The organism is Streptomyces sp. NBC_00996 (genome assembly GCF_045162675.1).
Lineage (GTDB): Bacteria > Actinomycetota > Actinomycetes > Streptomycetales > Streptomycetaceae > Streptomyces.
Map to the genome: position 1 here is coordinate 8,024,061 of NZ_CP108723.1, position 23,764 is coordinate 8,047,824.

A 23,764-nucleotide genomic window follows, 5' to 3' on the forward strand; every position below is an offset into this window, starting at 1 on the left:
CCGATGATTCTGCTCCGTCGCCTACTGGGTGACGTGCTGCGTCGGCAGCGCCAGCGCCAGGGCCGTACTCTGCGCGAAGTCTCCTCGTCCGCCCGAGTTTCACTCGGCTATCTCTCCGAGGTGGAGCGGGGGCAGAAGGAGGCATCCTCCGAGCTGCTCTCCGCGATCTGCGACGCGCTGGACGTACGGATGTCCGAGCTCATGCGGGAAGTGAGCGACGAGCTCGCCCTCGCCGAGCTGGCACAGTCGGCTGCGGAACCGGTGCCCGCACCGGTGCGTCGCCCGATGCTCAATTCCGTATCGGTGACCGGTGTGCCACCGGAACGGGTCACGATCAAGGCGCCTACCGAGGCGGTCGACGTCGTCGCCGCCTGACGCTCACGGGTTCGCGCTCATGAGCTGAGGATCTTGTGCGAAGCCCCGGCCGGGGCTTCTCCGGGGAAACCCGGAGAAGTGCGGCCGGGGTCTTTGCGTTGTACGGGTGTCCTGTATGGGTCCGTTTGCCGGTATCCGGTGTGGCGGCCATGGTGGAGGCAGGGCGGGGGCCGGTCGGCGCATGGCCGGCTGTTACGTCATCGATTCGTACGTCGCGGTCATCGTCATGGTCGCGATCGTCAGCATCGGAGGATGCGGATGTACGTCGTGAAGAGCCCCCTGTCCGACGTGGACCTGAAGACCGTGGCCGACGCGCTGCAGGGCGCGCTGGTCGACCTGGTGGACCTCTCCCTCGTGGCGAAGCAGGTCCACTGGAACGTGGTGGGACCGCGCTTCCGCTCCATCCATCTCCAGCTCGACGAGGTCGTGGACAGTGCGCGTCTGCACTCCGACACCGTGGCGGAGCGCGCCTCGACTCTGGGAGTCTCGCCGGACGGCCGGGCCGCGACCGTGGCCGCCAAGAGCGGCATCGGCGCCACGCCCGAGGGCTGGATCAAGGACACCGACGCCGTGAAGACGCTCGTGAAGGCCCTTGGCGCGGTGATCACGCGGATGCGGGAGCGGGTGGCGACGACCGCGGACCCGGATCCGGTGAGCCAGGACATTTTCATCGGAATCACGGCCGACCTCGAGAAGCACCACTGGATGTTCCAGGCGGAGAACGGGTGACCGCCCTCGGGTGCTGCCCGGGATGCGCCTGTGTGCCGCTGGTGCGCCCTGCCGGGGCGTGAGGTCGCGGTCTAGCGTCGGGCTCGGGCTGGAGGTGGGCACCATGGCAGGGCGGATAGTGCGCTGGGGGGCCGCACTTGGGTTCGGCGCGCTGTGGTGGTGGAGTGTGCTCCGGCTCGCGCTGGTGCCCGATGCCGGGGTGCTGGAGGGAGCGGTCGCGGCCGGGGGATGGGGGCTGAGCCTGCTGCCGGTGCACTGCATGCCGAAGGCCCGGGCGGTGGGGTCCACCGGGTCGGGTCGGTGGCGCGTGGTCTGGCAGGAGTCCCGGCGGCGGCGGGCGGAGCGCGGGGGGCGTGCGCGGCCCGCGGAGTAGCGGAGTAGAGGGTGGGGGCGCGTGGCCGACCGTGGCGGAAGAGGGGGCGGTCAAGGACGGGAGGCCGGGAGCCCGCCGGAGCGCTGCGTTCAGGCGTGCCGGGGGCTCGGGGGAGCGCCCGGGCATACGGGGTGCCCAGGCGTATGAGGGCGCCCGGGCGTATGGGCGGGATCGGCGGCACGCGGGTGAGGGCAGCGCTACCAAGGCATCGCCACGCCTCCGTTGGGGCGGAGGATCTGGCCCGTGGTGAACGTCGCGGCGTCCGAGGCCAGGTGGAGCACGGCGTGGGCGATGTCCTCGGGCTCACCGACCCGGCCGAGCGGTGACAGGCGCGCCATGAAGGCCTCTGTGTGCGCCTGCGCCTCCCCGTGGCGGTTGGTCATCGGCGTACGGATCCAGCCGGGCGCGACCGCGTTGACGCGGATGCCGTGCGGGCCGACCTCGGTGGCCAGGGTCTTCGTCAGCTGCACGACGGCCGCCTTCGCCGCGCTGTAGCAGAACAGGCCGGGGCCGCCGGTGTCTATGGCACCCGACGCCATCGTGATGATGCTGCCGCGGACGCTCTTCGCGATCATGAGCCGGGCAGCTTCCTGGCAGGCGTACAGCACGCCCCTGAAGTTGACGCTCAGCACCCGGTCGAGGTCCTCGTCGCGGGTCTCCAGGACCGGGCTGCTGTGCATGATCCCGGCGACCGCCGCCATGATGTCGAGGCGTTCGCACGAGGCGACGGCCTGGTGGAGCTGGTCGTGGTCGGTGACGTCGAGCGGGTGGGTGTGGGCGGCGCCGCCCCGGTCCTTGATCAGGGTCGCCGTCTCGTGCAGGCCCTGCGTGTCACGGTCCGCGCAGTGGACGATGGCGCCCGCCTCCGCGAGCAGAACGGCGGATGCGCGGCCGATGCCGCCGGCGGCGCCGGTGATGAATGCGGTGCGTCCGGTGAGGTCGTACGCCTTGAGGGGCATGCAGGGACGGTACGAGCGTTTCTGACGGGTCGTCAATTGGTCGTGCGTCGGGGACTTGTACGGGGTTGGGCGGCACCCGGCAGCGGCGTGGGCCCCCTTTGGCACGTCGGGCACCAGTAGGTAGGGCGTTCGCGGGAGCCGTCGCCCTGGTCCGCCGAACGGATCGGGGTGCGGCAGCGCAGGCAGGGACGGGGTGTGCGGCCGTAGACGAAGAGGTTTTGGCCGCGGCGGCCCGTAGTGCTGCGCGCTGGGCGGTCGCGGTTGACTTCGAGGAGCTTCTTGGCGAGGACAGGCAGTTGGGCGGCGCGGTCGGCGGGCAGGTCGCCGATGGGGAGCCAGGGGGTGACGCCGAGCAGGAAGCAGAGTTCACTCTTGTAGACGTTGCCGATGCCGGCGAGATTGCGCTGGTCGAGCAGGGCCTCGCCGAGGGGGCGGGCCGGGTCGCGCAGGAGGTTCTCCAGCGCCCGGTCCGGGTCCCAGTCCGGGCCCAGCAGATCGGGGCCGAGATGGCCGACCGCACGGTCCTCGTCGGTGGTGCGGAGCAGCTCCAGCACGGGCAGCCGGTAGCCGACGGCCGTGCGGTCCGCGGTGCCGAGGATGGCCCGGATCTGGTACGTGGGACCGCCGCTCCAGCGCTGGCCGTTCGCGTACACCTTCCACGAGCCGTCCATCCGCAGATGCGAGTGCAGGGTCACTCCGCCCTCGAAGCGCGTGAGCAGGTGCTTGCCGCGCGGTGTGACGTCCAGGACCCTGCGTCCGGTCAGGTCGGCGGTGGCGTACTTGGGCACCCGCAGGTCGGAGCGGGTCAGCACCTTTCCCGCGAGGGCGAGGTGCAGCCGTCTCGCGGCCTGCCAGACGGTGTCTCCTTCGGGCATGGGTTCAAGGGTGGCACGGGTTGTCCGGTAGGGGGCGTGCTGCACGGCCCCGGGGCTTACGCGCGAAGGCGCAGTCCGCGGGGCGTCGCGATGAAGCCCGCCGTCTCCAGCAGGGTGCCCAGGGGGGATGTCAGCGCGGAGGTACCGTTGACGCGCTCCACAGTGACCGTGCCGAGGGAGCCCGCACGGGCCGCCGCGGCGAGGGCCTCGGCGGCAGCCCGCAGACGTATGTCCTCCGTGACCGACCCGTCCGGGTCGGAGGGCCAGGCCAGCAGGGTCTTGCCGCCGCGCTCCATGTACAGGGTGAGCTCGCCGTCGACCAGCACGACCAGGGAGCCCGCCTTGCGGCCCGGCTTGTGCCCGGCCTCTGTCGGGGGGTCTGGCCACGGCAGGGCCGCGCCGTAGGCGTTGGCAGGGTCGGCCGCGGCGAGGACCACGGCTTGGGTGGTCGCCCGGGTGCGGGCGCGGGTGTTCGAGAACGCGGGGCTGCCGGGGAAGGCCCGGCCCGGGGGCTCGGCCGAGAAGGCGGAGTCCGCCGCGAACGTGTGGTGGGCCGGGAAGGCGTGGTCGTCCGCGAAACCGGTGCTGCTCGCGAAGCCGTCGTCGTCGGCGAAGGAGGGGTCGTCGGGGAGGCCGTGGGCGTTGCCGAAGCCGGCGCCGTCCGGGAAGCCGTGGGCGTGCCCTGGGCCCGGGGCGCCTGGGCGGCCGTTCGTGCGCCCGCCGTCGGCCGGGAAACCCTGCGAGCCCGGGAATCCGTTCGCGAGGCCGGGGTCGGACAAGGCCTCGCCCCGGTCCCGCGCGTTCGCCGCGGCGCGCAGACGGTCCACCGCGCCGTCCATCGCGAACTGGGCGGCGCCGAGGCCTTCGACCACATAGCCGCGGCGCGCCTGGCCGCTGTCCTCGAAGGCGGACAGGATGCGGTACACCGCCGAGAAACCGCCCTCGACGCCCTCCGCGGCGACAGCGCCTCGGGTCACCACACCGTGCCGGTCGAGCAGGGTGCGGGCCAGGGCGTGGGCGCGCACGGTGGGGTCGGGCTCGCGCCCGGGCAGCAGCGACCAGCGGCCCGCCACGGTCGGCGGGCCCGTACGGGACTGGGGGCGCGCGGCGCCGGTCAGGGAGCCGTAGCGCCCGCGTGGGACCGAACGCTTGGCGCGGTGGGCCGTGGACCCGGCCGTACGGCCCGAGCCCAGAAGGGAGCGCATCGGCGCGAGCGTGTCGTTCGTGAGGCATCCGGACCAGGCCAGGTCCCAGACGGCGTCGGCCAGTTGGGGATCTGTGGCGTCGGGATGCATGGTGGCGCGCACCTGGTCGGCGATCTGACGGAAGAACAGGCCGTAGCCCCCGGAGAGGGCGTCCAGGATCGACTGGTGCAGCGCGGTCAGCTCCAGGGGGTGCGCGGCCGGCAGGAGCAGCGGGGCCGCGTCCGCCACATACAGCGAGACCCAGCCGTCCTTGCCGGGCAGTGCTCCCGCACCGGCCCAGACGACCTCCCCGGCGGCCGTGAGCTCGTCGAGCATCGCCGGGGCGTATCCGGCGACCCGGGACGGCAGGACGAGCTTCTCCAGCGCGGACGCGGGCACGGAGGCGCCCTGCAACTGCTCTATGGCGCGCACCAGTCCGTCGATACCGCGCAGTCCGTGCCCGCTGCCCACGTGCTGCCACTGCGGCAGGAACTGCGCGAGCGCGGCGGGCGGCACCGGCTCCAGCTCATGGCGCAGGGCCGCGAGCGAACGGCGCCGCAGCCGGCGCAGCACCGCCGCGTCGCACCACTCCTGGCCGATGCCCGCCGGATGGAACTCTCCCTGTACGACACGGCCGTTCGCGGCGAGTCGCTGCAGCGCTCCGTCGGTGACCGCCGTACCGAGACCGAAGCGGGCGGCTGCCGTCGTCGAGGTGAAGGGGCCGTGGGTGCGCGCGTATCGCGCGAGAAGGTCGCCGAGCGGGTCTTTGACCGGCTCGGTGAAGGCCTCGGGGACGCCGACGGGGAGCGCCGTACCAAGTGCGTCGCGTAGTCGGCCGGCGTCCTCGATAGCCGCCCAGTGGTCGGCCCCGGCGACCCGGACCCGGATGGCGCGGCGCGCGGCTGCCAGCTCCTGGGCCCATTGCGGCTCGGCGCCGCGCTCTGCCAGCTCGGCGTCCGTGAGCGGGCCCAGCAGGCGCAGCAGGTCGGCGACGCCTTCACCGTCCTTGACGCGACGGTCCTCCGTGAGCCACTGGAGCTCCCGCTCCAGTTCGGCCAGGACATCGGCGTCGAGGAGCTCACGCAGCTCGGCCTGGCCGAGGAGCTCGGCAAGCAGCCGTGAGTCGAGCGACAGGGCGGCGGCCCGGCGCTCGGCGAGCGGTGAGTCGCCCTCGTACAGGAACTGAGCGACGTATCCGAACAGGAGCGAGCGGGCGAAGGGGGAAGGCTCCGATGTGGTGACCTCGACCAGGCGCACCTTGCGGGACTCGATGTCGCCCATCAGCTCCGTGAGGCCAGGGACGTCGAAGACGTCCTGGAGGCATTCGCGGACCGCCTCCAGGACGATCGGGAACGAGCCGAACTCGCTGGCCACCTGGAGCAGTTGTGCGGCGCGCTGCCGCTGCTGCCACAGTGGGGTGCGCTTGCCGGGGTTGCGGCGCGGCAACAGCAGCGCGCGGGCGGCGCACTCGCGGAAACGAGAGGCGAACAGTGCCGAGCCGCCCACCTGGTCGGTGACGATCTGGTCGACCTCGCCCTTGTCGAAGGCGACGTCCGCCGCACCGACCGGCGCCTGGTCCGCGTCGTACTCCGTGCCCGCCTTCATGGGGGTCTGGTCGAGCAGATCCAGGCCCATCAGGTCGGCGTCGGGCAGGCGCAGCACGATGCCGTCGTCGGCGTGCATGACCTGGGCGTCCATGCCGTACCGCTCGGAGAGCTTGGCGCCCAGTGCGAGGGCCCAGGGGGCGTGGACCTGGGCGCCGAAGGGGGAGTGCACGACGACTCGCCAGTCGCCCAGCTCGTCGCGGAAGCGTTCGACGACGATGGTCCGGTCGTCCGGGATATGTCCGCACGCCTCGCGCTGTTCGGCGAGATACGACAGCACATTGTCGGCGGCCCAGGCGTCCAGGCCCGCGGCGAGCAGTCGGAGCCGGGCGTCTTCCTGCGGCAGGGAGCCGACCTCCCGGAGAAACGCGCCGACCGCGCGGCCCAGTTCGAGCGGGCGGCCGAGTTGGTCGCCCTTCCAGAAGGGCAGCCTCCCCGGGACTCCGGGGGCGGGGGAGACCAGCACACGGTCTCGGGTGATGTCCTCGATGCGCCAGGAGCTGGTTCCCAGCGTGAAGACGTCGCCGACGCGGGACTCGTAGACCATCTCCTCGTCGAGCTCGCCGACCCGGCCGCCGCCCTTCTTGGGGTCGGCCCCCGCCAAGAAGACCCCGAAGAGTCCGCGGTCGGGGATGGTGCCCCCGGACGTGACGGCGAGGCGCTGCGCACCGGGGCGCCCGGTGACCGTACCGGCGACGCGGTCCCACACCACGCGGGGCCTGAGCTCCGCGAAGGCGTCGGACGGATAGCGGCCCGCGAGCATGTCGAGCACGGCCGTGAACGCCGACTCCGGGAGCGACGCGAAGGGGGCCGCCCGGCGGACCATGGCGAGCAGGTCGTCGACCTGCCAGGTGTCGAGCGCGGTCATGGCGACGAGCTGCTGGGCCAGCACGTCCAGGGGATTGGCGGGGACCCGCAGGGACTCGATGGAGCCGGTGCGCATCCGCTCGGTGACCACGGCTGCCTGGACCAGGTCGCCGCGGTACTTGGGGAACACGACGCCCGTGGAGACCGCGCCCACCTGGTGTCCCGCGCGCCCCACGCGCTGGAGCCCGGAGGCCACGGACGGCGGTGACTCCACTTGGACGACGAGATCCACCGCGCCCATGTCGATGCCCAGCTCGAGACTGGAGGTGGCGACCACCGCGGGCAACCGGCCCGCCTTCAGGTCCTCCTCGACCAGGGCCCGCTGCTCCTTGGAGACGGAGCCGTGGTGGGCGCGGGCGATGACGGGCGGAGCCCCCTGGGCCGCGCCCGAGCCGCCCATCAGCTGGGCCGGGGCGTGCGCCTCTTCGAGGGGTTCGCCGGTCGCCCGCTCGTACGCGATCTCGTTGAGCCGGTTGCAGAGGCGCTCCGCCAGGCGGCGCGAGTTGGCGAACACGATCGTCGAACGGTGGGACTGGACGAGGTCGGTGATCCGCTCCTCGACATGCGGCCAGATGGAGGGCTTCTCGGCGCCCTCATTGCCCTCGGCGACCGGGGAGCCGCCCAACTCGCCCAAGTCCTCCACCGGGACGACCACGGAGAGGTCGAACTCCTTGCCGGACGGCGGCTGGACGATCTCCACCTTGCGCCGGGGGGACAGATAGCGCGCGACCTCGTCCACCGGACGGACCGTCGCGGAGAGGCCGATGCGGCGGGCGGGCTCGGGCAGCAGCTCGTCGAGCCGCTCCAGCGTGAGCGCCAGATGGGCGCCGCGCTTGGTGCCCGCTACCGCGTGCACCTCGTCCAGGATCACCGTCTCGATGCCCGTCAGCGCGTCGCGCGTGGCCGACGTCAGCATCAGGAACAGTGACTCAGGGGTCGTGATCAGGATGTCCGGCGGGCGCGTGGCCAGCGCGCGGCGCTCGGCGGCCGGGGTGTCGCCGGAGCGGATGCCCACCTTCACCTCCGGCTCGGGCAGGCCGAGCCGCACCGCCTCTTGTCGCATGCCGGTCAGCGGGCTGCGCAGATTCCGCTCGACGTCCACCGCGAGGGCCTTCAGCGGTGATACGTAGAGGACCCGGCAGCGCTTCTTGGGGTCCGCCGGCGGCGGGGTCGAGGCCAGCTGGTCGAGTGCGGCGAGGAACGCGGCCAGGGTCTTGCCGGAACCCGTCGGGGCGACGACCAGGACGTCCGAGCCCGCACCGATGGCTGCCCATGCCCCGGCCTGGGCCGCGGTGGGCGCGGAGAAGGCCCCCGTGAACCAGCCGCGGGTCGCGGGGGAGAAGCCGTCGAGGGCTCGGTGTGCGGAGCTGACCATGCGTCCATCCTGCACCCGGCCACTGACAATGGCCCTGACCTGCGTAAATGTCGTGGCGGTGGGGGTGCCGGGCGGCCGACTCGACGGGGTGTGGGATGTGGGGTGCCTTGCTGGGAGACGGTGGCAGCCTTCGCCCGGCCGCAGAGGTTCGCCTTGACTGGTGCTGGTGCTGGTGCTGGTGGCCGGCCGGTGGGCGGTGACAGCGAGGCCGTGAGCGGGGTCGGCCGCGGACCGGGAGGGTGCCTGCGGTCGCTGGCGCAGAATGGGGGACATGGCGGCTTCGGCGGAGCGGGCTCGGCACTGGCAGTACGCGGAACTGCCCGGTGTCGATCTGCTGCGGGCCAGCTACGTCGAGAAGATCTTCGTGCGGCACACTCACGAGAACTTCGTCATCGCCGCCATCGCCGACGGTGTCGAGGTCTTCCACCACGGCGGTGCCGATCAGTACGCGGGCCCCGGCGCCCTGGCGCTCGTCAACCCGGACACTCCGCACACCGGTCGCGCCGGGGTCCCCGAAGGCTGGCGGTACGGGGCCGTGTACCCGTCGCCGGGGCTGGTGGCCGAGATCGCCGCCGAGACGACCACGATCCGCGGCACCCCCGGATTCATCAGTCCGGTGCTCGAGGACCCGTATGCGGCGGGCTTGGTCCACCAGGTACTGCGGGCCGCGGAGGAGGGCAACGCGCTCGCCGCCGACACCCTGCTGCGTGTGGCGGTGACCCGGCTGCTGCGCCTGAACGGAGGCCCGCTGCCGCGGCGGGCCGTACGCACCGCGGGCGCTCGCATCGCTGCACGCGCGCGTGCCGTGCTGGAGGAGCGGATGGCCGAGCCCCCGACCCTGGAGCGGATCGCCGCCGACCTCGGCACCAGCCCGTTCGCACTGCTGCGCGCGTTCCGGGACGTCTACGGCATGCCGCCCCACACCTGGCTGACCGACGCCCGCGTACGCCGGGCACGCCACCTCCTGGACGCCGGCGCCGCGCCTGCCGAGGCGGCCGTCGCCGTCGGCTTCACCGATCAGCCGCACCTCAATCGGCACTTCACTCGGATCGTGGGCGTGCCCCCGGGCGCCTACCAGCGCGAGCGCAAGAACGTACAAGACGGTGACGGCGCACTACTCGTACCGTCCAGGGCGTGGCAGAACAGACAGCCCTCGCAGACATACGCGGTGGAGACGCCGGAGGGGGTGGAGACGCCGGACGCGGCACAGCCGGCGGACGCCAAGGAGACGCCGGACGCGGTGGAGACGTCGGACGCAGTGGAGACGCCGGAAAACCCGACGCCGCCGTCGTCCGGGACGCCCTGGGAGTCGGGGTCGCCGTCGGGCTGTCCGGTTTCGCCTTCGGAGTGACCTCGGCCGGCAGCGGGCTCACGCTGCTGCAGACCTGCGCGCTCAGCCTCCTGGTGTTCACCGGTGCCTCGCAGTTCGCACTCGTGGGCGCGCTCGCGGCGGGGGGCAACCCGCTGACGGCGGCCGCGGGCGCCTTCTTCCTCGGGGTGCGCAACGCCTTCTACGGGCTGCGCCTGTCGCAACTGCTCGCCCTCCCGCGCGCGGTGCGCCCGTTCGCCGCGCAGTGGGTCATCGACGAGACCACGGCGGTCGCGCTCGCTCAGCCCACCCGCCGCGGTGTCCGCATCGGCTTCACCGTCACCGGGCTCTCCCTGTACGTGCTGTGGAATCTCACCACCCTGCTCGGCGCCGTCGGAGCCGAGGCCATCGGCGACACCGACGCGTGGGGGCTGGACGCTGCCGGGCCCGCTGTCTTCCTGGCGCTGCTCGCGCCCATGCTGAAGACCACCACCGAGCGCGCGGCCGCGGGTATCGCTGTCCTTCTGGGACTCGGTCTGCTGCCCGTGCTGCCCGCCGGAGTTCCCGTGCTGGTGGCCGCACTGGCCGCTCCCACCGTCCTCTACGTAGAGGGGCGCCGCAGTGTGAAGACCGCCAACGACGCATCTGGGGAAGACCGTTGAACATCTGGATCGCCATCGGCGCGACCGCCGTCGGTTGCTACGCCGTCAAACTCATCGGGCTGCTGGTCCCCGCCGGGGTGCTGGAGCGGCCGCTCGTACAGCGCCTCGCTGCCCTGCTGCCGGTCGCCCTCCTCGCCGCCCTCACGGCCCAGCAGACCTTCGCCGAGGGGCGCGTCCTGGTCGTGGACGCCAAGGCGGCGGGACTGGCCGCGGCGGCCGTCGCACTGATTCTGCGGGCTCCCTTCCTGCTCGTCGTCGCCGCGGCAGTGGTGGTGACCGCGGGGGTGCGGGCGATGACCGGCTGACGTCGGGACACACAATCGGTCCGTACGCGCATGGTCCGTACGCCTGCGTGCGTGCGGACCCATTGCCCTCTCCGAGGGCAGCGCAGAAGATCCACCTCACCCACCAGCAGGACCGCAGGGCCACCGCCACAACGCTGGGACTGCACCCGACCACCGTCGACAACCGGCTCGCCGAGATGGAGGAACAGACCGGTGTCGTCCTGTCGTCGCCCCGAGGCGCGGCCCCGGCAATCGCGGCGCTGCTTCTCTGGGACACCCGGGGCACTCCGGGCGACGGCCTGGACAGCCATCCCTGAACGTCGGTCCGCTCTCCCGAACGTCACGACGCTTCCCTGAACTTTGCTGCACGTCCCTGAACGGCACTCCGCCGTCCCCCCATGACCGTCCGCTCGCGTCCCTGAACGTCAGCCGATCGACCGTCCGTACGCCCGGAGCGTGCGCAGTGCCTCGATCGTCACCATGGGGCGGCATTCCAGGGCGGTGCCCGGCGCCCACTGACGCCAGTGGACCGGCCAGCCGCCGTCCTCCTCCTGCTCGTCGGCCAGGTGGTCGAGCGAGCGTGCCATCTCCTCGTCGGTGAACCACGCGCGCGCGAGCGAGCCGGGAGTCTTCGCGTAGTCGTGCGGGAAGTGGTGCTCGCCCGGCGCGTAACCGGGCGCGACCGGAAACGCCTCAAGGCGCTCCGGGTCCAGCGCCGCGAGCCGGTGATCGCGCACCAGGCGGCCCAGACGGTCGGCGGCCGCCTCCGCGCGTGGACGGTCGGGCGCGGAGTCCAGGAAGGCGACGGCGGCCTCGATCTCGTACGGATGGGACTTCTCCAGGGACTCGACAGCCTGCCAGCAGAAGTCGGTGGCCCGGAACAGCCACGCGTGCCACACCTCGTTGTGGTGCAGCAGGCCCACCACGGGCCCGGTGGCGAGGAGTTCGCTCGGCGGATCGTCGACGACCGGCACGAAAGGCGCCGCCGGATAACCACGTTGGCTGGGGTGGATCGCCGGCAGCGCGCCGTCCGCCGTCGACACGGAGGTCAGATAGCGGCACACGCGCTCCACGCGCTGTCCGCCGCAGCGCCCGATCGAGTCCAGCACACGCAGCGCGTGCCCGGTGTGCAGCGGCTGGCTGACCGGGCCGCGCAGATCGGGTTCGAGCGCGTGGCCGTACCCTTCGTCCTCGTTGCGGTAGGCGGCCAGCGCGGTCTCCACCGCGTCGGCACCACCGTCGAGGAAGTGATATTCGAACCGGCGCTGCTCCAGCACGCGCGCGGTGAGCCAGACGAAGTGCTCGGCGCGAGAGAGCGGGGAGTGCGCCGGGGGCGTCGGGGGGAGTGGGGATGCTCCGGTTTCGGCCATGCGTCAGACCGTAGGACGGAAAGCGGTCTCGGCAAGCGGTCCCGGCTCGGGCCCACTCTCAGGGGCGGGATACTGGAGTCATGCGGTTGACGGTCTTCTGGCAGCGGATGGCGGATCACTTCGGTGCGGGGTACGCCGACACCTTCGCGCGCGATCACGTGATGACGGAGCTCGGCGGGCGCACCGTGCACGAGGCGCTGAACGCCGGCTGGGAGGCCAAGGACGTGTGGCGCGTGGTGTGCACGGCCATGAACGTTCCGTACGAAAGCCGCTGACGGGTCACGGGATCCGGGGGGTGGGGGTCGATTGTCGGAGGCGTGGGCGACACTTGCACCCGTGGCCCCGACAGACGAGACCGCGCAGGTCGCCCAGCAATCATCACCGTTCGGCACGGCGCCGCCCAGCGGCCCCCCGGCCGGGGACACGGCAGCCCCGGGCCGCCGCATGCCGCGCTGGCTGCCGCGCGCCATGGTGCTCGCCCTCGCGCTCGTCGCCGCCTTCCAGCTGGGCAGCTGGGCGTTCCACCAGCTCACCAGCCTGCTGATCAACATTCTCATCGCGTTCTTCCTGGCTCTCGCGATAGAACCCGCGGTGAGTTGGATGGCCTCGCGCGGCATGCGCAGAGGACTGGCCACCTTCCTCGTCTTCTTCGGCGCGATGATCGCGATCGCCGGATTCATCACGCTGCTGGGCTCGATGCTCGCGGGCCAGATCATCAAGATGATCGAGGGTTTCCCCGACTACCTCGACTCGGTCATCAACTGGATCAACACCCACTTCCACACCGACCTGAGACGGGTGGACATCCAGGACAGCCTGGTCCACTCCGACTGGCTGCGGAAGTACGTGCAGAACAGCGCCACCGGAGTGCTGGATGTGTCCGCGCAGGTGCTGGGCGGCCTCTTCAAGCTGCTGACGATCGCGCTGTTCTCGTTCTATTTCGCCGCCGACGGACCACGGCTGCGGCGCGCGCTGTGCTCGGTGCTGCCGCCGGCCCGGCAGGCCGAGGTGCTGCGCGCGTGGGAGATCGCCGTCGACAAGACCGGCGGTTATCTGTACTCACGCGGTCTGATGGCGCTGATCTCCGGCATCGCGCACTACATCCTGCTGGAGGCCCTGGGTGTGCCCTACGCGCCCGTGCTCGGCGTCTGGGTGGGCCTGGTCTCGCAGTTCATCCCCACCATCGGCACCTATCTCGCGGGCGCCCTGCCGATGCTGATCGCCTTCACGATCGACCCCTGGTACGCGCTGTGGGTGCTCATCTTCGTCGTGATCTACCAGCAGTTCGAGAACTATGTCCTGCAGCCCAAGCTGACCGCCAAGACCGTCGACATCCATCCCGCCGTCGCCTTCGGCTCGGTCATCGCGGGCACCGCGCTTCTCGGTGCCGTCGGCGCGCTGATCGCCATCCCCGCCGTCGCCACCCTGCAGGCCTTCCTGGGGGCGTATGTGAAGCGGTACGACGTCACGGACGACCCCCGGGTGCACGGGCACCGGACAGGGGCCCAAGGCCGTCTCTTCGCGCGCGTGCGGGGACTGTTCGGCCGGTGATGTTCACCAGGTGAGGACCGCCCACACACCGGCGCCGACGACGGCCACCATGTAGCAGCCGACCGCGGCATACATGACCCGCTGCCTGACGTGGTCGCTCCAGGACGTACGGGACAGCAGCCACGCCAGCGCGGGCAGCACCAGCACGGCGTGCAGGCTCACTCCGTGCAGCGGCTTGAGCGGGGCCGTCGAGTGGTAGGCCGCATCCTGGTGGCCGGTGCGGGTGAGGACCACCCCGCGCGCGATCATCGCGGCGCCCGACAGCAGCGCGACAAGCAGGATCGCGAACCCGGAGCGCAGCGCGAGTGGCATGCCCAGGGGGCCCGTGGGCCGGTTCCGGAACGAGGCGAGCGCGAACACGGTGAGCAGCACCACGAGAACCCCGCCGCCCACCGCGAGCGTCATGGACACCGCCGTGTCGAAGCCGGTCTCCATGTTGAGGTGCGAGGGCACCCGGCGCCACGCCTGCAGGGTGATCCCGCCGACCTCCACGACACAGTCGGCGGCGAATACGACGAGCAACGTGGTGCGCGGCCGCGTCCCGACGCGCAGATACGACGTGACCCACGTGATCGCGATCAGTGTCAGCCCGAAGGAGAGCCCGAAGGCGATGGGCTTGCGCCAGGAGACGGGCCCGTCCCAGGGCCCGCCGTCGACGGCGAAGACCACCAGATGCACGAGTCCCGAGACGACGAGCAGGGCGCCCGTCGCGCAGCAGAGCCGCTCGGCCGGACGGAGCGTGAGCTTCAACGGCGTCAGCGTGAGCTTCAGGGGCGCCAGGGACTGGGACCTCGTGGTTTCCATGGCTCAAGCCTCGCGAGCAGCCCCCACGCCGTCGTCGTACGGCCGAAGACACCCGCCGTACGCCCGGGAGAGTAGCCCGGTGCCGGACCCGTGCCGACGGGAAATCCGGGGCGTGTCAGACCGCGAACGTACTCTCGGAGATGCCGTGTGGATGCCGTGTGGTGCGCTTGACACAAAAATCGAACATCCATTCTTATGGAGGTTCCGGCGGGCTCTCGACGGGGATTTCATCAGGGTTTTCATGGAGATGTGCCCGAGTTATCCACAGGCCGGACGGGCGTCGGGGCGCATTGTCAGTGGCAGGCGTTAGCGTCTTTGACGTGAAGCGATCGACTCAAGCAAACCGGGTGGAACCCATGGCAGGAACCGACCGCGAGAAGGCGCTCGACGCCGCCCTCGCACAGATTGAACGGCAATTCGGCAAGGGCGCCGTGATGCGCCTGGGCGAGCGGCCGAATGAGCCCATCGAGGTCATCCCCACCGGGTCGACCGCGCTCGACGTCGCCCTGGGTGTCGGCGGCCTGCCGCGAGGCCGAGTGGTGGAGGTGTACGGCCCGGAGTCCTCCGGTAAGACGACGCTGACGCTGCACGCGGTGGCGAACGCGCAGAAGGCCGGCGGCCAGGTGGCCTTCGTGGACGCCGAGCATGCCCTCGACCCCGAGTACGCGAAGAAGCTCGGCGTCGACATCGACAACCTGATCCTGTCGCAGCCGGACAACGGCGAGCAGGCTCTGGAAATCGTGGACATGCTGGTCCGCTCCGGCGCACTCGACCTCATCGTCATCGACTCCGTCGCCGCCCTGGTGCCGCGCGCGGAGATCGAGGGCGAGATGGGTGACTCGCACGTGGGTCTGCAGGCCCGTCTGATGAGTCAGGCCCTGCGGAAGATCACCAGCGCGCTCAACCAGTCGAAGACCACCGCGATCTTCATCAACCAGCTTCGCGAGAAGATCGGCGTGATGTTCGGCTCCCCGGAGACCACGACGGGTGGCCGGGCGCTGAAGTTCTACGCCTCGGTGCGGCTCGACATCCGTCGCATCGAAACGCTGAAGGACGGCACCGACGCGGTCGGCAACCGCACCCGCGTCAAGGTCGTGAAGAACAAGGTCGCGCCGCCCTTCAAGCAGGCCGAATTCGACATCCTCTACGGGCAGGGCATCAGCCGCGAGGGCGGTCTGATCGACATGGGCGTGGAGCACGGTTTCGTCCGCAAGGCCGGCGCCTGGTACACGTACGAGGGCGACCAGCTCGGCCAGGGCAAGGAGAACGCGCGCAACTTCCTGAAGGACAACCCCGACCTCGCCAACGAGATCGAGAAGAAGATCAAGGAGAAGCTGGGCGTCGGTGTGAAGCCCGAGGAGCCCACCGCCGAGCCGGGCGCGGACGCGGCGGTCTCGGCCACCCCGGACGACGCCGCGAAGACGGTGCCCGCTCCGGCGGCCAAGGCCACCAAGTCGAAGGCCACGGCGGCAAAGAGCTAGCCCGTGACGCGACGAACCGACTGGGCCGAGTACGCCTACCCTGTCGCCCCGGAGGGGCCAGGGCAGGGGTATGACGGGGGCAATGGCGGCTCGGCCGGAGACGGTGACAGGGGATACGGGGGCGCCGGGGCGTTCGGTGGTGGGACGTACGGCGCCGACGGGCTCTACGGCGGGGATCCGGACGGCGAAGGTTCGCCGGACGGAGGCCTGCGGCGCGGTGACGGCCTGCCGGGCGGTCACGGTTCGCCGGGTGATGGCCCGCGCCGAGGCGGTGGCCGGCGTGGTGACGGCGGGCCGCGTGGCGGACGAGGGCGTCGGAGGCGTGCCGGTTTCGGCGAGCCGTCCGGCGACCCACAGGACGGAGGCGCCCCTTCCTCGTCGAGGACCGAGAGGGGGGAGCCCCCAGGGGACCCGGCTGAGCGGGCGCGGGCGATCTGTCTACGCCTGCTCACCGGGACCCCGCGCACGCGAAAGCAGCTCGCGGACGCACTGCGCAAGCGCGAGATCCCGGACGACGTGGCGGACGAGGTGCTGTCACGGTTCGAGGAGGTCGGCCTGATCAACGACAGTGCCTTCGCGGACGCCTGGGTGGAGTCCCGGCACCACGGCCGGGGTCTGGCCAGACGGGCGCTCGCGCAGGAGCTGCGGACCAAGGGCGTGGACTCGACGCTGATCGACGAGGCCGTCGGGCAACTCGACTCCGAGCAGGAGGAGGCGACCGCGCGCGAGCTGGTCGCCCGGAAGCTGCGGTCCACGCGCGGCCTCGATCGCGACAAGCGGCTGCGGCGCCTCGCGGGCATGCTCGCCCGCAAGGGCTACTCGGAGGGCATGGCGCTGCGCGTGGTCCGCCAGGCGCTGGAGGAAGAGGGCGAGGACACGGAGGGACTCGCGGACGAGGGGTTCTGACCCCCTCGGGGAGGATTCTCGCCCCCGCCGCCCCTACCCACGGGTTTCTGAACTCCCTCGGGGACAAGAAGGTCTGGCGCCATGAACGCCCGGAGAGCGTTGGCCGAGAGTTCCCGGCATGTCCCGGAACCTGGGAACACAGAACCCGGGAACGCAGAACCCGGTTCGGCCGGGGCACCGCAGTCCGACCGCGGGCCCTGAACACGGTAGACGCGCGGGGGCGCCGATCGCGTTCAGGGCCCGCGGCCGGACTGCCCAGCGGCAGGGTGCGGCGGCTCAACTTCCGTTCGCCTGGCTGGTGTTAACCCCCGGCTGAAGACGCCGGGCCGCCGCAATGCACGGACACCTGTGCACAGACGACTGTGTACGCATGGCACAGGAACCCGGCGCGGAAGCGGAAGTACCCGCGAAGGCGCCGCACGCCCCCATCGAGCTCTCCGACCTCGCCGCGCTCAAGGCCCTCGCGCAGCCCCGTCGGCAGCGCATGCTCCAGCACCTCACCGTGCACGGCCCCGCCACGTCGGCGACGCTCGCCCGAGCGCTGGGACTGAACACGGGAGCCACCAGCTACCACCTGCGCGAACTCGCGCGGTACGGCTTCGTGGAGGAACAGGTCGAGGGCAACGGCCACGGCCGCCAGCGCTGGTGGCGGGCCGTCCCCGGGGACCGGCGTTTTCCGCCGCGCAGCCGTCAGAGCCCCGAGATGCGGCTCGTCATGGACGAGTTGAACCATCACGCGTACGCCGCCGACCTCGAACTCTTCGAGCAGCTGCAGCTCCAAGGAGACGTGGGCGATGATCCCTGGGCCGACGCCTTCCCGTACTCGCGCGGCAGCATCCGGCTGACGCTCCCCGAACTCCGTGCGTTCTTCGAGGAGTACATCGCCCTCCTCAACCGCTACAAGCGCCCCGAGGCCGACACCCCGCCCGACGCGCGCACGGTACTCACCCGGTTTCTTGCCTTCCCGGCCCCCGAAGGCGAGCCCGAGGGCCGCCCGGCGCCTCACGGCGGAGGCGCCAACGCACACCACAACAGAGAGAGCGACCCTTCATGATGCTGCGCTACGCCCTGCAGACCGTCCGAGCCCGCAAAGGCGGCTTCCTCGGCGCCTTCCTCGCCCTGATGTGCGCGGCTGCCCTCATCACCGCCTGCGGCACCCTGCTCGAGACGGGCTTGCGCGGGACGATCCGCACCGAGCGGTATGCCGCGACCCCCGTCGTGGTGTCGGCCGACCAGAACGTCCACCAGACCACCGTCAAGCACAAGAAGGGCAAGACCAAGGTCAAGCACAAGGCCAAGCCCATCGTCGAGCGGGCCTGGCTGCCGAGCGACCTGGCCGCGCGGCTCCGCCGGGCTCCTGGGGTGGATCGAGTCATCCCCGAACTGACGTTCCTGGCCCAGCCGTTGGCCCCCACCGGAAGCGTCGACAAGAACCGGCCCGTCTACGGTCACGCCTGGGACTCCGCCGCGCTGACGCCGTACACGCTCACCACCGGAACCGCACCCAAGACCGATGGCGACCTTGTCGTCGACCGTCAGTTCGCGGAGCGGGCCCACATCGAGCCCGGCGATCGCCTCACCGTTCAGTCGACGCAGTCCGCGCGCACCTATCGGGTCACCGGAGTCGCCGAGCCGGCCAGGGCCGTACTCCACCAGACGTCCCTCTTCTTCTCGGCCTCCGAGGCCCGGCGTCTGGCCGCACACCCCGGGCAGGTCACGGCCTTCGGCGTGCTGCCCGCCAAGGGCACGGACATCACCACCCTCAAGCAGTCCGTGGCCCGGGCGCTGCACGGCACCACCGCGCAGGTCAGTGCGGGAGACGAGCGTGGCCCGGTCGAGTTCCTGGACGCGGCCGCCGCCCGGACGAAGCTGGTCAGCATGGGCGGTGCGATGGGCGGCACCTCGTTGCTCGTGGCCGTGCTGGTGGTCGTCGGCACCTTCGCGCTCTCCGTGCAGCAACGCCATCGCGAACTCGCCCTGCTGCGCGCCATCGCCGCCACGCCGGGCCAGATCCGCGCCCTCCTCGGCAGCGAGGCCCTGATCGTCGGGGCGGCCGCCGGCACGTTCGGCGCGCTCGCGGGACTGCCGCTGGGCAGCTGGCTGCACAGCCGGTTCGTCGCCATGGGCGCCGTCCCGGCCACGCTTCAGCACACCGTCAGCGTCTTCCCGTTGTTCGCCGCGGTCACCGCCACTCTGCTCGGCGCCTGGGCCGCCGCGCGTATCTCGTCCCGCCGAATCACCCGGGTCCGCCCGGCCGAGGCGCTCGCTGAAGCCCAGGTCGAGCGCACTCGCCCCGCATGGGGACGCATGCTCGCCGGTCTCGCGCTGCTCGCCGGCGGCGCCGTCCTCGTCGCCGTGCTCAGCGTGCTGCGCACCGAACCCGCCTCAACTCCCGTGACCTTCCTGGCCGTCGTGGTACTCGCCTCCGCCGCGGCACTGCTCGGCCCGCTCCTGGTCAAGGCGGCCGCGGCCGCCTTCTCCGGTTCGCTGCGGCTGACCGGTCCCGGGGGCCGACTCGCACGCGCCAACCTCCGCGGCAACGCAGCCCGCATGGCCTCCGTCGTCACTCCCCTCACCCTCCTCATCGGAATGACCTGCACCGTTCTCTTTGTCCAGCCGACCCTCGGCGACGCGGCCCGCGACCAGGCACGCGAAGGCATCCGCGCCGACTGGGTGCTCGTCGCCCAGGGCCCCGGCGTCCCGGCCGAGGCCGCGCGGCAGCTGCGTACGCACCAAGACGTCGTCACCGAAGTGGTCCGTACGACCGTCCGCGTGGGCCTGGACAAGTACGCGGCCCAGGGCGTCACGCCGGCCGGTCTGACCCGCACGTGGGACCCCGACGTCACCGCGGGCTCCCTGAACGGCCTCAAGGACACCACCGTCGCCGTCAGTGAACTCGCCGCTGACCAGCTGCTCTTGAAGCCCGGCAGCACCCTGAAACTCACTCTCGGCGACGGCACGCCCGTCACGCTCACCGTCGCCGCCGTCTACGCCAAGGGTCTCGGGTTCGGCGACCTCACCTTCGCCCATGACCTGGTCGCCCGACATGTGGACAACCCGCTCGCCACCTCCGTCCTCGTCAGCACCGCCCGTACACAGACACAACTCGCGACTACTCTCCGTGAGTTCCCGGCGGTCCATGTCCTCGCACCGGCCGCAGCCGATTCGATCCAGGCCGCGCGCCAGCAAGCGAACGCGGAGGTCAACTACCTCGCCATGGGGTTGGTCCTGGCCTTCACCGCCATCGCCGTCGTCAACACGCTCGCCATGTCGGTCTCCGAGCGGGTCCGCGAGTTCGCGATGCTCCGCCTCGCCGGGGCGACCCGCAGACAGGTGCTGCGGATGCTGCGGACCGAGGCGCTGTCGGTCCTGCTGCTCGCCACCGCGCTCGGCAGCGGAATCGCGCTCGCCGTCCTGACCGCCTTCAGCGTCGGGATGACGGGCAGCGCGGCTCCGGCGGTCACGCCACTGGTGTACGTGGCGGTCGTCGCCGTGGCCGGAGCGCTCACCCTCGTCGCCACCGCGCTGCCGGGCCGGGTCGCTCTGCAGGTTCGCCCCGTCGCGGTGGCCACAGCCAAGGAGTAAGGGGCAGTACGCCCGGGGTGGGCGCCCCTTACATCGAGGGGCGCCCACCCATGTGTAGGACTTGAAGAACCTTCCGTACGACGTGAAGAGCCTTCCGCACGACTCGACGGACTCTCCGGGCGGCCTGAGGAATTCTCTGTGCGGCCTAGGCTGCGGTCACCGGGAACCCGGCCGCCTTCCAGGCCTGGAATCCTCCGACGAGATCGGTGGCACCGCGCAGTCCCAACTGCCGCAGGGACGCGGCCGCGAGACTGGACGCGTAGCCCTCGTTGCAGAACACCACGACCCGCAGATCGTGGCTCGTGGCCTCCGGGGAGCGGTGGCTGCCCTGGGGGTCGAGTCGCCACTCCAGTTCGTTCCGCTCGACGACGAGGGCGCCGGGGATCAGCCCGTCGCGTTCGCGCAGGGCGGCGTACCGGGTGTCGACCAGGAGCACCTCGCCCGCCTGTGCGGCCTCGTAGGCTTCCTTGGCCTCCACACGATCCAGCCCCTCGCGGACCTGTTTCAGCAACTCGTCGATGCCCACCGGGCGGTGGGTGCTCACTGCCAGTCCTGCGGACGCTCGACTTGTTCCAGGCGCAGCACCCGGCCCGTGCGGCTGTAACGGCGGATCTGCGGGAGCGGCGGGTAGTAGGCGTGGACCGAGATCGCGTGCTCTTCGGTGGCCTCGTTGAGCACCTCGTGCACGTGGTGGCGGCCGAAGGAGCGGCCCTTGCCCGCCGGCAGCGTTCGCTCCCGGTCGATGCCTTCGGCGAGTTCCAGGGTCTTCCAGCCGTCGGCGGGCAACCGGGCGGTGAGCGAGTTCTCCTTCAGCTCGCCCGACGCGGTGACGAAGGCTCCGACCGACTCGGCGTGGTCGTGCCAGCCGGTTCCGGTGCCCGGAGGCCAGCCGATGAGCCAGGCCTCACTGCCGCCCGGGCCTTCGAGGCGCACCCAGGTACGGCCTTCGGGGTCGAGCGGGAGCGAGGCGATCAGCTCGGCGTCGGCGGCCGTACGGCGTACGAAGTCGAGCAGGTCGGCCTGGGTGGGAGCCTGGGCGGCAGCTTGTGTGGGTGCGGAAACAGAAGGGGACACAGGCACTCGTACCGTCCTGAGGGTTCGCGTGGGAGCGCGCGGCAGCACACGGGCGGCGCGCGGAAGTGATGGGATGCGAATTCAGCAGGACGGGCGACACACGCAGCCCGCATAGCGGACGAGGTCCATATGGACCCTCCGCCACAGGCGCACACAGGTGTCGGTCACGATCCGGAGTACACCATGGTGGTGCAGACCGGTCAACTCACCGTCCCTATGTGGACGCACGGTCACCATACTGGCCGCTGGCCGCTGGCCGCTGGCCGCTGGCCGCCGGCCGCCGGCCGCTGAGGGCTGACGGCCGAGGGCCCTGAGCCCGGTCAGGCATCGGGCTTCGACACCCCGGGTCGCGGGCGGTCCGGACGGTGGACCGGGGACTCGACCAGCCGGACTCCGGGCGGTCCGGGCCGTCACCGTGGCTGGTCCGGCTCTGGTCTTGGGGTGGTGGCTCGGCCTGTCGCCGCAGTTGGTTCGGCTCCAGTCCTGGGCGATGGCTCCGGCCGTCACCGCGGCTGGTTCGGCTCCGTCTCCGGCCACGGCTCGCACGGTCACCACGGGCCGGCACGACCCAGGTCTCCGGCGGTGGCTCGAACGGCCCCCACGGGTTCGGACGACGGCGATCCCCAGCGGTGGCCCGGACTGTCACCACAGGCTCCGGCGCCCCTCCCCGATGGCCCGTACCGTAACCGTCGGCTCCGCCTGCACCACGTCACGGTGGGCTCAGCCCGTACCCACAGTGGCCTCCGCCTTTGTCGGTCCGCCGAGCGTTGCCTCGGCCGCCGCGTACAGATCGGCCGGACGGACCCCTCTGAGCGCGCTGACCAGGTGGCCGTCGGGGCGGACGAGGAGCACCGTGTGCGCGGCCGCGCCGGGGTAGCTCTCGGCGACCAGCAGCTCGGCGGAGTGTGGCAGCGCGGTCACGGCGGCCGCGAGCCGGGGCATGATTCCGGCGGTCACCCAGTGCTTGCGCTCCCACACCCCCGTACCCGGTGCGATGAGCACGACGAGCAGGACCCCGCGTCCCAGCCGCTCCCGCAGCCGGACGAAGGAGCCGTCCTCCGCGGTCACCTGCACATCGGTGACCGGCGCACCAGGTGCCGTATCCACCGGGGCGGCCCACTCGGCGAAGGGAGGCGAGAGCGGCGAATCGGCGTACGCCCCCGGCGCGCCCAGCGGGCCCCGCCCCAGGTGGCCGTCCGTGAGCAGCGCGTCGTGGCCGCGGGCAGACCCGGGCACGTACGAGCGCAGGCCTCCACCGCCGCGCAGCAGCGGCAGTGCCTGGTCGGCGGCGCGCAGCCGGGCGGCCACGGCGGAGCGCCGCTCCACCTGGTAGCTGTCCAGCAGCGTCTCGTGCGGCCCGTGGTGCCAGGCCAGCGCCAGCTTCCAGGCGAGGTTGTCGGCGTCCCGCAGACCCTCGTCCAGGCCCTGGCTGCCGAGCGCGCCGAGCAGGTGGGCGGCGTCCCCGGCGAGGAAGACCCGGCAGACCCGCCACCGGCGGGCGAGGCGGTGGTGGACGGTGTGGACTCCGGTGTCGAGCAGCTCGTACGGCGGTGTGGAGCCCCCGCTCCAGCCCGCGAGAGTCTCCCGGATGCGCGCCAGCAGCAGGTCGGGCGTGACCAGGTCCTTGCCGGGCGGCAGCAGCCAGTCCAGGCGCCATGCGTCGTCGGCGAGAGGACGCGCGGTCACCTCCCCGGCCGAGGGGCCCGACGTCCGCCACGGCGGCATCCGATGCAACAACGCCTCGCCGGGCCACGGAAGTTCCGTACGCAGTGCCGCCACGGCGTGTCGCTCGACGGCCGTACGCCCGGGGAAGCGGATGTCCTGGAGTTTGCGCACCGTCGAGCGCGGCCCGTCGCAGCCGACGAGATAACTGCCACGCCACCACGTGCCCTTGGGGCCGCGGGTGTGCGCGGTCACGCCCGATGTCTCCTGCTCGACGGAATCGAGGCGGCTGTCCACGGCGACCTTGATCAGCGGCTCGTGCACGATGGCGTCGCGCAGGGCACCGGTCAGCGCGTGCTGGGTGATGTGCAGCGGGGCGGGCACGTCGGCGCGTTCGTACTCAGGCGCGCCGCTTCCCGAGCTGTGCGCGCTGTCCCGGCCGCCGTGCGCGGCGCCCGGTGCGCCGTCGCCGAAGTCGATCTCGCGCATCACCTGCTTGCGGCGCATCGACCGCCATCCGGCCCAATGGAAACCGGTCTCGGAGAGGGGAAATCCCGTCAGCCGCTCGATGAGCGCGGCAGTGTCCTCGCGCAGTACAACTGTCCGTGCGAGCCGCTGTTCGTCCTTGCCCGGCCCCTCGTCGAGGACCACGGAGGGGACCTCCTGGCGGGCCAGCGCCAGGGCGAGCGTGAGCCCCACGGGCCCCGCTCCGACGATGATCACCGGGTCCACGGC

Annotated in this window: 22 protein-coding genes; 13 read left to right on the forward strand and 9 right to left on the reverse strand. The window is 71.7% G+C overall.

Going from position 1 to position 23,764, the window contains the following annotated elements; genetic code table 11:
- Positions 1–3: 3 nt before the first annotated feature.
- The 3 genes from OG390_RS37555 (at position 4) to OG390_RS37565 (ending at position 1,477) form a co-directional block, all read left to right on the forward strand.
- The gene (locus OG390_RS37555; RefSeq protein WP_399084004.1) at positions 4–375 is read left to right on the forward strand and encodes a helix-turn-helix domain-containing protein; all 372 of its coding nucleotides are present in this window, start codon (positions 4–6) and stop codon (positions 373–375) included.
- 258 nt (positions 376–633) lie between these two features.
- Entirely contained in the window at positions 634–1,104 is a 471-nt protein-coding gene (locus OG390_RS37560) for a Dps family protein (protein ID WP_399084525.1), read from the forward strand.
- Between the two features lie 103 nt (positions 1,105–1,207).
- On the forward strand, positions 1,208–1,477 hold the full coding sequence (locus OG390_RS37565; RefSeq protein ID WP_406174135.1) for a hypothetical protein: 270 nt from the start codon (positions 1,208–1,210) through the stop codon (positions 1,475–1,477).
- Between the two features lie 197 nt (positions 1,478–1,674).
- Here OG390_RS37565 and OG390_RS37570 read toward each other — a convergent pair whose 3' ends face one another.
- Genes OG390_RS37570 through OG390_RS37580 form a run of 3 tightly spaced genes read right to left on the reverse strand, consistent with a single transcriptional unit; the run spans position 1,675 to position 8,341 of the window.
- Positions 1,675–2,436, reverse strand: a complete 762-nt coding sequence (locus OG390_RS37570; RefSeq protein ID WP_406174136.1) for an SDR family NAD(P)-dependent oxidoreductase — start codon at positions 2,434–2,436, stop codon at positions 1,675–1,677.
- 32 nt (positions 2,437–2,468) lie between these two features.
- Positions 2,469–3,311: a DNA-formamidopyrimidine glycosylase family protein gene (locus tag OG390_RS37575; RefSeq protein ID WP_406174138.1), complete on the reverse strand. Its 843-nt coding sequence runs from the start codon at positions 3,309–3,311 to the stop codon at positions 2,469–2,471.
- Between the two features lie 56 nt (positions 3,312–3,367).
- Positions 3,368–8,341, reverse strand: coding sequence for an ATP-dependent helicase (locus OG390_RS37580; RefSeq protein ID WP_406174140.1), 4,974 nt, complete (start codon positions 8,339–8,341; stop codon positions 3,368–3,370).
- Between the two features lie 271 nt (positions 8,342–8,612).
- Between OG390_RS37580 and OG390_RS37585 the strand changes: the two genes are divergently transcribed.
- From OG390_RS37585 to OG390_RS37600, 4 genes are read left to right on the forward strand one after another with little or no spacing between them, the layout of a single operon-like run.
- On the forward strand, positions 8,613–9,692 hold the full coding sequence (locus tag OG390_RS37585) for an AraC family transcriptional regulator (protein WP_406174141.1): 1,080 nt from the start codon (positions 8,613–8,615) through the stop codon (positions 9,690–9,692).
- A complete protein-coding gene (locus OG390_RS37590; protein WP_406178088.1) occupies positions 9,644–10,312 on the forward strand; it encodes an AzlC family ABC transporter permease in 669 nt (222 codons plus the stop codon). The genes OG390_RS37585 and OG390_RS37590 overlap by 49 nt, the downstream gene beginning before the upstream one ends.
- On the forward strand, positions 10,309–10,617 hold the full coding sequence (locus OG390_RS37595) for an AzlD domain-containing protein (RefSeq protein WP_399084025.1): 309 nt from the start codon (positions 10,309–10,311) through the stop codon (positions 10,615–10,617). The genes OG390_RS37590 and OG390_RS37595 overlap by 4 nt, the downstream gene beginning before the upstream one ends.
- Before the next feature lie 47 nt (positions 10,618–10,664).
- Complete coding sequence (locus OG390_RS37600) at positions 10,665–10,913, forward strand: helix-turn-helix domain-containing protein (RefSeq protein ID WP_406174143.1); 249 nt, start codon at positions 10,665–10,667, stop codon at positions 10,911–10,913.
- A gap of 108 nt (positions 10,914–11,021) precedes the next feature.
- Here the strand turns inward: OG390_RS37600 and OG390_RS37605 are convergent, their stop codons facing one another.
- The gene (locus tag OG390_RS37605) at positions 11,022–11,966 is read right to left on the reverse strand and encodes a hypothetical protein (RefSeq protein ID WP_406174145.1); all 945 of its coding nucleotides are present in this window, start codon (positions 11,964–11,966) and stop codon (positions 11,022–11,024) included.
- A gap of 80 nt (positions 11,967–12,046) precedes the next feature.
- On the opposite strand from OG390_RS37605, the gene OG390_RS37610 reads away from it, so the two are divergent.
- Together OG390_RS37610 and OG390_RS37615 are read left to right on the forward strand one after the other, a co-directional pair.
- The gene (locus OG390_RS37610) at positions 12,047–12,241 is read left to right on the forward strand and encodes a DUF3046 domain-containing protein (protein ID WP_406174146.1); all 195 of its coding nucleotides are present in this window, start codon (positions 12,047–12,049) and stop codon (positions 12,239–12,241) included.
- A gap of 61 nt (positions 12,242–12,302) precedes the next feature.
- Entirely contained in the window at positions 12,303–13,517 is a 1,215-nt protein-coding gene (locus tag OG390_RS37615; protein WP_406174148.1) for an AI-2E family transporter, read from the forward strand.
- Between the two features lie 3 nt (positions 13,518–13,520).
- Here the strand turns inward: OG390_RS37615 and OG390_RS37620 are convergent, their stop codons facing one another.
- On the reverse strand, positions 13,521–14,321 hold the full coding sequence (locus OG390_RS37620) for a hypothetical protein (protein WP_406174150.1): 801 nt from the start codon (positions 14,319–14,321) through the stop codon (positions 13,521–13,523).
- 356 nt (positions 14,322–14,677) lie between these two features.
- Between OG390_RS37620 and recA the strand changes: the two genes are divergently transcribed.
- The 4 genes from recA to OG390_RS37640 all read left to right on the forward strand — a co-directional run bounded on the left by recA (position 14,678) and on the right by OG390_RS37640 (position 20,293).
- The gene (recA, locus tag OG390_RS37625) at positions 14,678–15,802 is read left to right on the forward strand and encodes a recombinase RecA (RefSeq protein WP_406174151.1); all 1,125 of its coding nucleotides are present in this window, start codon (positions 14,678–14,680) and stop codon (positions 15,800–15,802) included.
- Between the two features lie 3 nt (positions 15,803–15,805).
- Complete coding sequence (recX, locus tag OG390_RS37630; protein WP_406174152.1) at positions 15,806–16,708, forward strand: recombination regulator RecX; 903 nt, start codon at positions 15,806–15,808, stop codon at positions 16,706–16,708.
- A gap of 370 nt (positions 16,709–17,078) precedes the next feature.
- Positions 17,079–17,762: an ArsR/SmtB family transcription factor gene (locus OG390_RS37635; RefSeq protein ID WP_406174154.1), complete on the forward strand. Its 684-nt coding sequence runs from the start codon at positions 17,079–17,081 to the stop codon at positions 17,760–17,762.
- Positions 17,759–20,293 (forward strand): ABC transporter permease, encoded by a 2,535-nt coding sequence (locus tag OG390_RS37640; RefSeq protein ID WP_406174156.1) that lies wholly within the window; start codon positions 17,759–17,761, stop codon positions 20,291–20,293. Before OG390_RS37635 ends, OG390_RS37640 begins: the two co-directional genes overlap by 4 nt.
- 145 nt (positions 20,294–20,438) lie before the next feature.
- Here the strand turns inward: OG390_RS37640 and OG390_RS37645 are convergent, their stop codons facing one another.
- The 4 genes from OG390_RS37645 to OG390_RS37660 all read right to left on the reverse strand — a co-directional run bounded on the left by OG390_RS37645 (position 20,439) and on the right by OG390_RS37660 (position 23,761).
- Positions 20,439–20,837, reverse strand: coding sequence for a rhodanese-like domain-containing protein (locus OG390_RS37645; RefSeq protein WP_406174158.1), 399 nt, complete (start codon positions 20,835–20,837; stop codon positions 20,439–20,441).
- A complete protein-coding gene (locus tag OG390_RS37650) occupies positions 20,834–21,373 on the reverse strand; it encodes a cysteine dioxygenase (RefSeq protein WP_406174159.1) in 540 nt (179 codons plus the stop codon). Before OG390_RS37650 ends, OG390_RS37645 begins: the two co-directional genes overlap by 4 nt.
- A 75-nt stretch (positions 21,374–21,448) precedes the next feature.
- Positions 21,449–21,604: a putative leader peptide gene (locus OG390_RS37655; RefSeq protein WP_406174161.1), complete on the reverse strand. Its 156-nt coding sequence runs from the start codon at positions 21,602–21,604 to the stop codon at positions 21,449–21,451.
- Positions 21,605–22,087: 483 nt separating this feature from the next.
- Positions 22,088–23,761, reverse strand: a complete 1,674-nt coding sequence (locus tag OG390_RS37660; RefSeq protein WP_406174162.1) for an FAD-dependent monooxygenase — start codon at positions 23,759–23,761, stop codon at positions 22,088–22,090.
- Between the last annotated feature and the right edge of the window lie 3 nt (positions 23,762–23,764).